This is a genomic window from Acinetobacter gandensis (assembly GCF_001678755.1).
In the GTDB taxonomy this organism is placed as follows: Bacteria; Pseudomonadota; Gammaproteobacteria; order Pseudomonadales; family Moraxellaceae; genus Acinetobacter; species Acinetobacter gandensis.
Window position 1 is genome coordinate 32,660 of the sequence record NZ_LZDS01000027.1, and the last position, 11,824, is coordinate 44,483.

The following is an 11,824-nucleotide window of genomic DNA, read 5'->3' on the forward strand; positions in this document are numbered from 1 at the left end:
ACGGGTTCGATGCTAATTAGCAAAAAATTTTAGAACAAACGGTTCATACCATTTAAGGTTGCAACGCGATACGCTTCAGCCATCGTTGGATAGTTGAATGTCGTTTCCACAAAATACTTAATGGTATTTTTTGGACTGTTCATTACAGCTTGGCCAATATGGATAATTTCTGAAGCATTATTACCGAAACAATGTACGCCTAAAATTTCTAAAGTATCACGATGGAATAAGATTTTAAGCTCACCCACGGTGTCACCAGTAATTTGTGCACGTGCCAAATGACGGAAAGATGCTTGCCCCACTTCATACGGAATTTTTTCTTCAGTTAACTGTTGCTCAGTTTTACCAATCGAAGAAATTTCAGGAATCGTATAAATACCCGTTGGGATATCGGTAACTGGTGCGATACCTTCTTCACCGCTCATATTTGAACCTGCACAACGACCTTGGTCATAGGCAGCAGAAGCAAGTGATGGCCAACCAATAACGTCACCCGCAGCGTAGATATTTTCTACTTCTGTTTGATACTGATCGTTTACTGTTAGTTGACCACGGCTATTTGGCTTAATGCCAACATTTTCAAGCCCTAAACCATCTGTATTACCAGAACGGCCGTTACACCATAAAATGGCATCGGCTTTAATTTTCTTACCACTTTGCAAGTGTAGAACTACGTGATCATCATGAGTTTCCAAATGATCAATTTGCTCATTATGACGAATCAACACACCCTGTTCACGTAAGCGATATGACAAGGCATCAGAAATTTCGTCATCCAAGTAGCTTAATAATTTGTGTTGGGTATTAATCAGATCTACTTTATGGTCTAGACCAATGAAAATTGATGCGTATTCACAACCAATTACACCTGCACCATAAATAATAATTTTTTGGATTGAATAATCCAGATCCAAAATTTTGTCTGAATCAAATACACGTGGGTGATTGAAATCAAGCGCAGCAGGACGGTAAGGACGAGAACCTGTCGCAATCACTAATTGTTGGAAAACTAAAGTTTCTGTAACGCCTTCTGGGCTAAAAATAAGCACCGTATTTTGATCTTGAACATACGCACGACCATGATAGATATCAATCTTATTACGATCGTAAAAACGCGAGTGAGTTTCAACTTGTTGTTGAATCACTTTATGAGCATTACGTAAAACCTGCTTCATCGTAAACTGTTTCCAGTCACCGACTTTTTGGAACATAGGATCACGTTGGTAACGTAAAATGCTTGAAACTGTCTGACGCAGCGCCTTACTTGGGATAGTACCAACATGGGTACAGTTACCACCAAGCTGTTCACGCATATCTACAATGGCAACTCGCTTACCAGATTTAGCAAGTTTCATTGCAGCGCCTTCACCAGCAGGGCCAGAACCGAGAACAACCGCATCGTATTTCACGAATGTTCCACTAACGACCTCTTTCTTACGTGGCATTCAACGCTCCTTAAGCAAATATATCTTTAATCTAGGCTCTATTATGACGTATATCCTAACTTTTTTGGATATTTAGCTCACATATATTATGTGATAACAACATTTATTATATGAATATCGTTTTCCCCCTATTTAGGCATAAGTCCGCTATAATAACTCAGCTATTTTTTTGAATATCTCCTCGTCAAAAACAGTGGAAAAGTTGAATATGTCTGAGAACCGTAAACCTGAACAGGGTGTTAAACTTCGTGGCGCAGAAAAAGTCGCTCGCATACCCGTGAAGGTCATTCCAACGGTTGAAACGCCTCGCAAACCTGACTGGATTCGGGTCAAAATGGCAGCTCCTGATGAAGTTCAACGCATCAAAACAACTTTACGCGCACAAAAATTACATACCGTGTGTGAAGAAGCGGCTTGCCCGAACTTACCAGAATGCTTTGGTGGCGGTACTGCAACCTTTATGATTATGGGTGACATCTGTACACGTCGCTGCCCATTCTGCGATGTTGCACATGGTCGCCCAAATGCACTTGATCCTGATGAACCACGTCATATGGCAGAAACCATTGCCAATTTAGGTCTTAAATATGCAGTGATCACCTCTGTAGACCGTGATGACCTGATTGATGGCGGTGCACAGCACTTCGTAGACTGTATTAAAGAAGCACGCGATTTAAGTCCAAAAACCTTATTGGAAATCTTAGTTCCTGACTTCCGTGGTCGTATGGATGTTGCATTACGTATTATGACGGAATGCCCTCCTGACGTGTTTAACCACAATATTGAGACTGTGCCGCGTTTGTATAAAGCAATGCGTCCGGGTTCAGATTACCAACATTCTTTAAATTTATTAAAAATGTTTAAAGAATACTGCCCAGATGTTCCAACCAAGTGTGGTTTGATGGTTGGTATCGGTGAAACTGAAGAAGAAGTTATTGCGCTCCTTGATGATTTACATGCACATGGCGTGGATTATGTGACTATTGGTCAATATTTACAGCCTTCTAAAGAACATGCACCGATCGATCGTTTCGTAACGCCTGAAGAGTTTGACCGCTATACCGCTCATGGTCAAAAACTTGGTTTCCGTAATATTTGGGCTGCACCAATGGTACGTTCAAGTTACTTTGCAGACCGTCAATACTACGGTGAACCTGTACCGGCGGTACGTCGTAAAACAGATCCTGCTAAAAAAATTGCTGTTCAAACGATTGAAGCTTAATTCGTTTAAAGCATAAAAAAAATCCCTCACCTTTGAGGGATTTTTTTATGCTCATTTCATTGCTGTGTTTATTGCAAAATTACACTCGCCTTACATTTATCCCACAGTCCACAATTTACATTGATTAAATTTCACTCTATTTTTAAATATATTGAATTATCAATACTATGCCGATTGTTCATTTTTATCATGAGGTTTAGAACATTAAAAACCTTGTACTTCACTTTAAAAACATTGAACAAAAAATACATATAAGGATGAAGCTGTGTTGGGTGCTGTGTCACCAACTTGCTATAAATTTTCACCCAGTTCCCTATACATAGCCCAGCCTTTGAAACTGTATTACAGCATGCGGAAACTGCATTGATATAGAATTATTTAATGCTCATCCAAGTTACGTATATACAGACAACTGGAGGGTAAGCGATGTATTTCATCATCAGTCTATTCATTCTGATTTTGAGCCTTTGGGCTGTTTTCTTTTTTAGCCTGTCTCGTACTACAGGTGCAATTTCACTCATTGTTATATCAGTTTTAATTGCCTTACTCAGCCCGTGGTCATTACTGCTCGGTCTTCCGCTCATCCTCATCAGTCTTGTTGTGCTGATTGAGCCTTTACGTATGGCATTCATTTCTAAACCCACCTATAAAGTACTCGCTAATGCCATGCCGAGCATGAGTAGTACCGAACGTGAAGCACTCGACTCTGGTACAAGTTGGTGGGAAAAAGAGTTATTTATGGGTGCACCCAATTGGGAAACCTTTAATAACTACCCTTATCCAAAACTCTCAAATGAAGAGCAAGCGTTCTTAGATAATGAAGTTGAACAGCTATGTAGCATGTTAAATGAATGGGAAATTTACCATCAACATAAAGAGCTACCAGAACATGTTTGGCAATTCATCAAATCTAATGGCTTCTTGGGCTTAATTATTCCCAAAGAGTATGGTGGTCGTGAATTTAGCTCCTTCGCGCAAAGTCGCATTATGAGTAAAATTGCCTCACGCTCACTGACAACAGCCGTGAGCTGTATGGTGCCTAACTCACTCGGTCCTGGTGAATTATTATTACACTACGGAACGGACGCACAGAAAGACCGCTACCTACCCGGTCTTGCTAGAGGTGAAGAAATCCCCTGCTTTGGCCTAACTAGTCCTGAAGCAGGCTCTGATGCGGGCGCTATTCCAGATACCGGTGTGGTGTGTTACGGACACTTTGAGGGACAGCAAGTGCTTGGCCTCAACATGAATTTCTCTAAACGTTGGATCACTCTCGCCCCCATTGCCACTGTGGTTGGTCTGGCTTTTAAAATGTACGATCCAGATGGTTTACTTGGTGATACCAACAAAAAAGAATACGGTATTACTTGTGCACTTTTACCTGCATCACACACGGGTGTAAAAGTTGGCGCACGACATAATCCAGGCTCCCCTTTTATGAATGGTACTGTCGATGGCGAAAATGTCTTTATTCCATTGGACTGGATTATCGGTGGTGTAAAAAATGCCGGCAAAGGCTGGCGTATGCTGATGGAATGCCTTGCTGTGGGCCGTGGTATTTCACTTCCCGCCTTATCTACAGCCGCAGGTGAGATGGCGTATTTAAATGTCGGTGCATTTTCTCGCGTGCGTCAGCAGTTTAAAATTTCTGTCGGTAAGTTCGAAGGCGTTCAAGAAGCCACCAGTGATATTGCTAGTGATGCTTATATGCTTGAAGCATTCCGCTATTTGGTCACGTGTGGACTAAATCAAGGTGGTAAACCTGCGGTTATGACGGCGATGGCAAAATATTACGCCACAGAAACCATGCGTAAAGTGGTCAATCACGGGATGGATGTTGTGGGTGGTCGTGCAATTCAAATGGGGCCACGTAATTTCTTAGCACTGAACTATCAAGCCATTCCAGTATCGATTACTGTTGAAGGTGCCAATATTCTAAGTCGATCTTTAATGATATTTGGACAAGGTTCGATGCGTTGTCATCCGTATTTATTTGAAGAACTACAACTCCTACAATCCGAAGATAAAGACACAGCGCTAAAAACCTTTAATGACATGCTGTTTAAACATTTGGGCTATACCTTTAACCGAACCGCTCGCTCATTTGCCTATGGGTTTACTGGAGGCTCTAGCGATGCTCCGAAAAGTGCAACGGAATTTAGCTTGCCCTATTACAAAATCATCAACCGTTTAAGTGCAAATTTTGCCTTAACTGCAGACATGTGCTTAGGACTTTTGGCCGGTGATATTAAACGTAAAGAAATGCTTTCTGGCCGCCTTGCTGATATTCACGCCCATCTGTTTATTGCGACCGCCATTTTAAAATACTTTGAACACAGTAAAAAAACGTCTGCAGAAGAATTACATGCACGTTTAGCCGTAGAAAAAGCGTTATTTAATGCACAAGAAGCTTTTTATGGCTTATTTGCCAACTTCCCGATGCGTATGGCAGCAGGTGTGATCAAAGTTATATGCTTCCCATTTGGACGTCCATTAGATGCGCCTAAAGACAAACTTAAAAGACAAGTTGCAGACAGTATGATGGAGGACAACGCTTTCCGTCAGGAACTGAAAAAGCATGTGTATTACTCAACTCTGCCTGATGATGTAACAGGTCGTATGGAATCCACATTCTTGATGCTACTTGAGATTGAGCCATTATGGGATCGTTTTAAAAAAGCCGAATCCAAAGGAACGTTTTCTGGCTTGAGTTTTGAAGAACATATTCAAGATGCCCTACTACAAGGTTTTATCAATACACAGGAAGCAGAACAATTGACTTGCTATAACGCCAAACGTTTTGACAGCATGCTAACGGATGTGTTCGATATGAAGCTTGATCAAGTCTTGCCTTTACATAATCCACACTTAAAGCAAAATCAATCTGAGCAAGACCAAGAAATGCATAGTGAAACTAATCCAAACGATCAGGACAACAAACAAGAACCTGAAGCATTTTTAAGGTTTTAATTTATTAAAGTCTTCATTTTTGTCGCAATTAAATTCATCTTGAAAAGCGCTGCTCAGGCAGCGCTTCATCTTTATTTAAATGCAATTGAACAGGACACCATTTAGACCTTTGACCAATAGTATATCTATCAAGCAGGCGTACCCTTAGGCTTGATTATAAAACAACACTTTGAGGGTCTTTAAAAATGTCACAACAAGACTATGAAAATGGTTTAAAAGTTCGCACCGAAGTCATGGGCGAACACTTTGTAAAACGTGCACAAGACAATACGGTACCATTCACACAGCCACTACAAGATTGGATCAATGAACATGCATGGGGTTCAACATGGCAACGTGAAGGGGTTTTACCACGCAAATACCGTTCTTTAATTACAATTGCTTTTCTCGTAGCGCAAAAGAGTCCAACTGAACTGAAAGGCCATGTCCGAGGCGCATTGAATAACGGTGCAAGTGTAGAAGAAATTCAGGAAGTTTTGTTGCATAGTCTCCCCTACTGTGGTGCACCAGCTACTCAAGAAGCATTTCGCGCCGCACTTGAAGTTATTAATGACTATCAGAAAATTGAATAAATGTTCACTGAGTATTTCAAATAAAAAACCGCAGTTTATGCGGTTTTTTATTCCTTTTTAACCCATTTTTATTCAGTCAGCACATGAAAGTACTATTGTAGAACCGTAATTTGCGGTTGCCAAAATGCTCCATGCCCACCTATACCCGATGAAAGCACCACATATGCCGCTTGAGAGTCAGACTGGCATGAATAAAGCTGATAGGACATCATGTATCTTGAATGTACTAAATTATTTATGCCATTCAGCAAAAAATATGCCGTTAAAATATATGCTTTAAATATATAACTGGTTGATAACCTGTAATCCCTTAAGGCCAATACACATTAAAATTATAAAAAAACTCGTTCACTTCAAAGCGAACTTGATAACCCAATTCAGTTAATTCTGCTGATAAACTCCGGATTTCTTCTAAAGGTAGATGCTTTGGTAACACCGTAAATACTGCTGTATTGCCTTGCTTAGCATTATCTTCAATCAACAAAGCTAATCTCGCCTTGTATAAAGAAATATCCAAATTGGCTTGGCTCGAGAGTACTTTGGCATGTTCTGCAGGTAAAAAACTCATCTTCTTATACGCTTATGTCATTCTTGTTAAACTTAAAGTAAGCCAATTCATCAAGACAATACATTGCATTTTTTGTAAATTGAATTCCGGACCAATTATTTTATGACCAAAAAAAATCCCTCATGGTGAGGGATTTTTTCTTTATCGAGGCAATGGAATATATTGCGAATCACTATTTTGATTTTGTAACTTTCTCTCGCCAACCTGCACAGGCAATGTCATTGCTTTCCCATCACGTTCAAGGTCAATTTGCATTGTGCTTAATGGTGCTTGCTGAGCGACGTAGTTAATCAAATGCGATGTTGATGTAATCAACTCATTATTCACTTTTATGATTTTATCGCCACGTTTTAAACCAGCTTTAGCCGCAGGCCCATCACGAATTACATCAGCAACAACTACACCATTTACACGCGGATCTAAAATATTTTCTTGCTGGATTGGCAGCAAACTAATTCCCAACCAACCACGTACCACACGTCCATCTTTGAGAATAGAGTTAAGTACTTGCTGACACACTTTGGCTGGAATGGCGAAACCAATTCCAAGTGAACCACCTGATTGTGAGAAAATTGCGGTATTTACACCAATTAAATTCCCCGCAACATCAATCAATGCGCCACCTGAATTACCAGGGTTAATCGCGGCATCAGTTTGGATGAAGTCCTCATAGGTATTAATACCCAAATCAGAACGACCTGTTGCTGAAATAATCCCTTGTGTAACCGTCTGACCTACACCAAATGGATTACCAATAGCTAGTACTACATCACCCACTTCATTACCACTAAGCTTAAATGGCAAGACAGGTAATTGATCCATCTCAATTTTAATCACAGCCAAATCAGTATCTGGGTCTGTCCCAACGACTCTAGCTTCTGCTCTACGACCATCATGTAACGCAACAACAATCTGTTCTGCCTGTGCAATCACATGATTATTAGTCAAGATATAACCATCAGGGCGTACAATGACACCTGAACCAAGACTATTTTCATTTTGATTACTTTGATCAGGGATTTGATTGCCAAAAAATTCGCGATAGACAGGATCATTTAACAATGGATGATCAAGCTGTTTTACTTTTTGCGTCGTAAAAATATTAACCACTGCTGGTGCTGCAACTTTTACTGCCGCACTATATGACACAACTCCACCTGTACGCGTAGTATTGATTAAGGGTTCAACCTTTTCAGCAGGCATTTTTACCCCATCTGGTGCGACAGGTGCTTTAGGCTTTTGAATCTGTTGCCAAGTCAAAAAACCAATTATCACCAGTATCAATAACACCCAAGGTAACCATGTAAAGGTCCGGCGCACTTCTTTATCCTCTAAAAGTTTTATAATTCATTGATGACTAAATAATTTATACAGTATTGTAATGTAATATTTTCGACAAACTTAAAAATAAACACAGAGATTTGTGATTCTTTAGTTACAATTTAAATAATGTTTAATTTTGACCTATTGTATTTTAGATTTTGAGAAAAATATGGCTCAGTTAAGTGAAATTATTCAGTGGTGTGATACCACTTTAAAAGCACATGAATTTAAAGATTATGCACCCAATGGCTTACAAATTGAAGGTCGCCATGAAGTGAAAAAAATTTTATGCGCTGTAACAGCCTCACAAAGTGCTATTGAAGCTGCCATTTCCGCTGGTGCAGATCTATTATTGGTCCACCATGGCTATTTTTGGAAAGGCGAAGCGTATCCAATTACAGGCATGCGTGGTAGACGGATTAAAAGCCTCATCCAAAATGATATTTCGTTAGTGGGTTATCATTTGCCATTAGATAGCCATCCGACACTCGGTAATAATGCAGCAATTGCAGATATACTTGAACTTGAAAAAATTGAAGCACTAGATCCAACTGAGCGTAATCCAATTGGTAATATTGGCTATTTAAAAAATGCTATGACACCTGAAGCATTTAAAGCGTATGTGTCAGAACGTTTAGGCTTTGATGCGCTCCATTTACCTGCACAGAAAAATACGATTCAAAAAGTGGGCTTCTGTACCGGTGGCGCTCAAGACTATATTGCTAAAGCAGCTGCTCTTGACTGCGATGCCTATATCTCAGGTGAAGTGAGTGAGCGTACTTTTTACGAAGCTGAAGAATTAAATGTGCATTATTATGCATGTGGACACCACGCAACAGAAAGATATGGCGTGCAACGACTCGCAAAAGCTATTTCAGAACAGTTCAATATTGAGTATAGTTATTTCGAATTAAACAACCCGATTTAATTTAAATCGTCTTGGTCTTTGACTCTGCCCTTATACGTATATTTTCAGGCTTTATTCTGTATTGTTATTTATAAGCAATGCGCATTTTAATGCAAGAATCTATTACAATAACGGCACTTAATGTCAAAACCCAGCAAAATGCAAGGAATTGAAAACATGACAACGATTACTTTACCAGCGTTACCTTACGGTTACGAAGATCTTGCTCCGCACATCAGCAAAGAAACTTTAGAATACCATCATGACAAACACCACAACACTTATGTGGTTAACCTGAACAACCTAATTAAAGGCACTGACCTTGAAGGTAAAACTTTAGAAGAAATCATCACTGCTGTTGCTGGCGATGCTTCTAAAGCGGGCGTATTCAACAACGCGGCTCAAGTTTGGAACCACACTTTCTACTGGAACTGTATGGCTAAAAACGGCGGCGGTAAAGCAACTGGTGCTTTAGCTGCTAAAATCGACGAAGCTTTCGGTTCTTATGAAAAATTCGCTGAAGAATTTGCTGCAGCTGCAACAACTCAATTCGGTTCAGGTTGGGCTTGGTTAGTTGCTGACGAAGTAAACGGTAACCTTTCTATCCTTAAAACTTCTAACGCCGACACTCCACTTGCTCACGGTAAAGTTGCTGTGTTGACTATCGATGTTTGGGAACACGCTTACTACATCGACTTCCGTAACGCTCGTCCTAAATACATCTCTACTTTCTTAGAAAGCCTAGTGAACTGGGACTATGCTAACGCTAAATATGCAGGTCAAGCTGCTGGCGTTGAAAAATAAGTTTTAAAACTTATTTGAAAGTCTGAAAAATCACCCTTTCTGGGTGATTTTTTATGCATGCAGAAAACAAACAAAATACTGTTTTTAATTTTTATACGCTTGCCTCAGTCATTTCTTACTTAATGATCACATCCGAAAAAATATGTTCTTTTGATTCTGCCGAATAATTCAGCGCTCAAAATCAAAGAATAATCAATATATAAACAAATATTTAGAGTTTGACTAATATTGAAACATTTAACGTAATTTTCTTATAAATATGCTTGACCACATTTATATTCATCCCTAGAATGCGCATCAGATTCTCCAATAGCTCAGTCGGTAGAGCGACGGACTGTTAATCCGCAGGTCCCTGGTTCGAGCCCAGGTTGGAGAGCCATCTATTCTTCCATAGCTCAGTCGGTAGAGCGACGGACTGTTAATCCGCAGGTCCCTGGTTCGAGCCCAGGTGGAAGAGCCAGATTCTAAAAACCCACTCATTATGAAGTGGGTTTTTTATTGCTTTCACTTTCGCTATTTATATAGGTCATTCACTATATTTAAGTTTAATAAAAAGAGTTTAAATTCCTCAAATAAAAGTCAACCAGACTAGATTACACAGCACATTTTCAATATTCAGCCTATTTTTAAGCCATTTAATTTAACTTTTTCAATTATTTCTAGAAACATCCTTGACCCTTCTACAATTGCTCTCTAAAATGCGTCTCAGATTCTCCAATAGCTCAGTCGGTAGAGCGACGGACTGTTAATCCGCAGGTCCCTGGTTCGAGCCCAGGTTGGAGAGCCAAATACTAAAAAGCCCACGCATTATGACGTGGGCTTTTTTTTGTTCCAACTTCCAGTATTTACTTTAAAAATTACCTAACCCTTCCCTATTAGAAACGGCCAATCTGATGATTCCATCCTGCTTGATTTAAAACTCACCTCAATGAATTACCTGAATTGCTCTCTAAATCTGTTACTGAATATACAATTCTTTGAAACATGTTTATTTTTAGCGCAGTCAACATTAAAAGTGGCATTTTTTACAATTGTTGCTTGACCTGACTGCATTTGGCTCATAGAATGCGTGCAGATTCTCCAATAGCTCAGTCGGTAGAGCGACGGACTGTTAATCCGCAGGTCCCTGGTTCGAGCCCAGGTTGGAGAGCCAAATACTAAAAAGCCCACGCATTATGACGTGGGCTTTTTTCTTATGTGAAGTAACATTGCGTGTTAGATTTAAGTCAGTTTATTTTTTTCGTGATTGGCTGCATGGCAACTCTTGCCCTCGGCTGCTTAATATTTCCCAAATTATTTTTACGCAAGCAAAAATTCTTTGCCAAGCGTGTCATCACACCATTTGAAAGTAAAATGTTTCATCGCTTAAATGAAGCATTTCCTGAATATTATGTGTTAGCACAAGTGGCTTTTAGTGCCCTCATTACCAATCAAAATTATAAAATTCGCAACCGCTTTAACCGCAAAGTAACCGACTTTGTCATTTTAGATAAAACCTATAATGTACTTGTCATTATTGAACTCGATGATCCCAGCCATATTGGTAAAGAAAAAGAAGATGCTGACCGCGATGAAATGCTTGAGGAAGCCGGTTATCGAGTCCTGCGCTATACCAGTATTCCAAGTGCCCATACACTAAGACAAGACATCAAATAAAGTACCCTCAAGCTATAAATAAAGAAACCAGTAAAACATTACTGGTTTTTTTATTTTGGTGTATTCATTAATTTACATTGAAATTATTGAGCATCAGCCGCTTGAGATGCCAATACTTCTGACACTGCTTGATCAGCTTCGGCTGCCAAGGCCGCATCTTCAGCTTCACGCGCTTTGATTCTCTCAATCATTTCAGCTTGTTGTTGCTTATATTTTTCCTGATTTTTTGCATCACTATTTACCGCTAGAAAAGCCATGCTGACCAAAAATATTGGAATGAGCAACCCCAATGCCATCAGGATTATCATCTTTTTAGTGTTAGGTTTTGGCTTCACTTCAGACATAGTATTCAATTCG

10 protein-coding genes and 4 tRNA genes are annotated in these 11,824 nt (G+C 39.7%); 10 read left to right on the forward strand and 4 right to left on the reverse strand.

Annotated features, from left to right (window positions below):
- Positions 1-29 precede the first annotated feature (29 nt).
- Positions 30-1,445 carry a Si-specific NAD(P)(+) transhydrogenase gene (gene sthA, locus A9J31_RS11435; RefSeq protein WP_067765861.1) on the reverse strand — a complete coding sequence of 472 codons (1,416 nt, stop codon included), beginning with the start codon at positions 1,443-1,445 and terminating at the stop codon, positions 30-32.
- A 208-nt stretch (positions 1,446-1,653) separates the two neighbouring features.
- Here sthA and lipA point away from each other — a divergent pair, with 208 nt between their 5' ends.
- The 3 genes from lipA (at position 1,654) to A9J31_RS11450 (ending at position 6,209) form a co-directional block, all read left to right on the forward strand.
- On the forward strand, positions 1,654-2,667 hold the full coding sequence (lipA, locus tag A9J31_RS11440; RefSeq protein WP_067765864.1) for a lipoyl synthase: 1,014 nt from the start codon (positions 1,654-1,656) through the stop codon (positions 2,665-2,667).
- A gap of 426 nt (positions 2,668-3,093) precedes the next feature.
- Entirely contained in the window at positions 3,094-5,637 is a 2,544-nt protein-coding gene (locus A9J31_RS11445) for an acyl-CoA dehydrogenase (protein WP_067765866.1), read from the forward strand.
- A 185-nt stretch (positions 5,638-5,822) separates the two neighbouring features.
- Positions 5,823-6,209: a carboxymuconolactone decarboxylase family protein gene (locus tag A9J31_RS11450; protein ID WP_067765869.1), complete on the forward strand. Its 387-nt coding sequence runs from the start codon at positions 5,823-5,825 to the stop codon at positions 6,207-6,209.
- 310 nt (positions 6,210-6,519) lie between these two features.
- Here A9J31_RS11450 and A9J31_RS11455 read toward each other — a convergent pair whose 3' ends face one another.
- Entirely contained in the window at positions 6,520-6,777 is a 258-nt protein-coding gene (locus A9J31_RS11455) for a hypothetical protein (RefSeq protein ID WP_067765872.1), read from the reverse strand.
- Positions 6,778-6,918: 141 nt separating this feature from the next.
- Positions 6,919-8,097, reverse strand: coding sequence for a S1C family serine protease (locus A9J31_RS11460; RefSeq protein WP_067765875.1), 1,179 nt, complete (start codon positions 8,095-8,097; stop codon positions 6,919-6,921).
- A gap of 172 nt (positions 8,098-8,269) precedes the next feature.
- Between A9J31_RS11460 and A9J31_RS11465 the strand changes: the two genes are divergently transcribed.
- The 7 genes from A9J31_RS11465 to A9J31_RS11495 all read left to right on the forward strand — a co-directional run bounded on the left by A9J31_RS11465 (position 8,270) and on the right by A9J31_RS11495 (position 11,467).
- Positions 8,270-9,028 (forward strand): Nif3-like dinuclear metal center hexameric protein, encoded by a 759-nt coding sequence (locus A9J31_RS11465; protein ID WP_067765878.1) that lies wholly within the window; start codon positions 8,270-8,272, stop codon positions 9,026-9,028.
- Between the two features lie 156 nt (positions 9,029-9,184).
- Complete coding sequence (locus tag A9J31_RS11470) at positions 9,185-9,811, forward strand: superoxide dismutase (RefSeq protein ID WP_067766299.1); 627 nt, start codon at positions 9,185-9,187, stop codon at positions 9,809-9,811.
- Positions 9,812-10,114: 303 nt separating this feature from the next.
- Positions 10,115-10,190, forward strand: a tRNA-Asn gene (locus A9J31_RS11475).
- A 5-nt stretch (positions 10,191-10,195) separates the two neighbouring features.
- A tRNA-Asn gene (locus A9J31_RS11480) sits at positions 10,196-10,271 on the forward strand.
- 251 nt (positions 10,272-10,522) lie between these two features.
- Positions 10,523-10,598: transfer RNA gene (locus A9J31_RS11485), tRNA-Asn, on the forward strand.
- A gap of 290 nt (positions 10,599-10,888) precedes the next feature.
- Positions 10,889-10,964: transfer RNA gene (locus A9J31_RS11490), tRNA-Asn, on the forward strand.
- Positions 10,965-11,065: 101 nt separating this feature from the next.
- Positions 11,066-11,467: a DUF2726 domain-containing protein gene (locus tag A9J31_RS11495; RefSeq protein ID WP_180058260.1), complete on the forward strand. Its 402-nt coding sequence runs from the start codon at positions 11,066-11,068 to the stop codon at positions 11,465-11,467.
- Between the two features lie 83 nt (positions 11,468-11,550).
- On the opposite strand, the gene A9J31_RS11500 is transcribed toward A9J31_RS11495, so the two are convergent.
- The gene (locus A9J31_RS11500; RefSeq protein WP_067765885.1) at positions 11,551-11,811 is read right to left on the reverse strand and encodes a hypothetical protein; all 261 of its coding nucleotides are present in this window, start codon (positions 11,809-11,811) and stop codon (positions 11,551-11,553) included.
- Between the last annotated feature and the right edge of the window lie 13 nt (positions 11,812-11,824).